Annotated in this window: 1 protein-coding gene; it reads left to right on the top strand. The window is 39.9% G+C overall.

Annotation, left to right across the window (positions count from 1 at the left end; all coding sequences use genetic code 11):
- Positions 1–98: 98 nt before the first annotated feature.
- The gene (locus JUI58_RS00210; RefSeq protein ID WP_348539800.1) at positions 99–548 is read left to right on the top strand and encodes a Uma2 family endonuclease; all 450 of its coding nucleotides are present in this window, start codon (positions 99–101) and stop codon (positions 546–548) included.
- Positions 549–641 lie beyond the last annotated feature (93 nt).

Raw genomic sequence — 641 nt, forward strand, 5'->3', positions numbered from 1 at the left:
CGTACAGGGTTGTTTAATTAGATACAGTAATTGTCCTGTTAAAAGTGCAATACAAAAGCACCCTAATTAAACAACTCCAAGGCGGTAGCGAAACTAAGATAAAGCCGTCCTATAAGGACGGGGTTTCTACCCATTTTTCTGATGAAAGTTATGGTTCGACGACGTGGAAACGAGAGAAAAACCAAGCTGGCTTAGAACCCGATAATTGTTTTTATTTTGAAAATGAAGCCAGAATTCGCGGTCATTTAGAATTTAATCTTGAAGAAGATCCGCCACCCGATCTGGCGCTAGAAATTGATTTAACGAGTAAATCATTAAATCGGTTTCCCATTTATGCGCGTTTGGGCGTTCCAGAAATTTGGACGTATGATACTGGAGAATTGAAGATTTATCAACTACAAGAAAATAATTATCTTGAAGTCACAAACAGTTCAATTTTTCCGATGTTATCAATTCAAGAATTACCTCGTATTATAGAAGCATTTCGCCTCCAAGGTCGTCGGGCAATGCGTCAGGCTGTACGGGAATGGGTAAGAGCTAGATTTTGACATACTCTCACCGCTAAACGCTTGAGCGTTCTAGCGGGAGATTCTTGAACTCGCATTCAAGATTTCCTGCTTCACAGATTTTTGACTAGGCAA

It is taken from the genome of Spirulina sp. CCY15215, assembly GCF_016888125.1.
Taxonomy (GTDB): Bacteria; Cyanobacteriota; Cyanobacteriia; order Cyanobacteriales; family Spirulinaceae; genus CCY15215.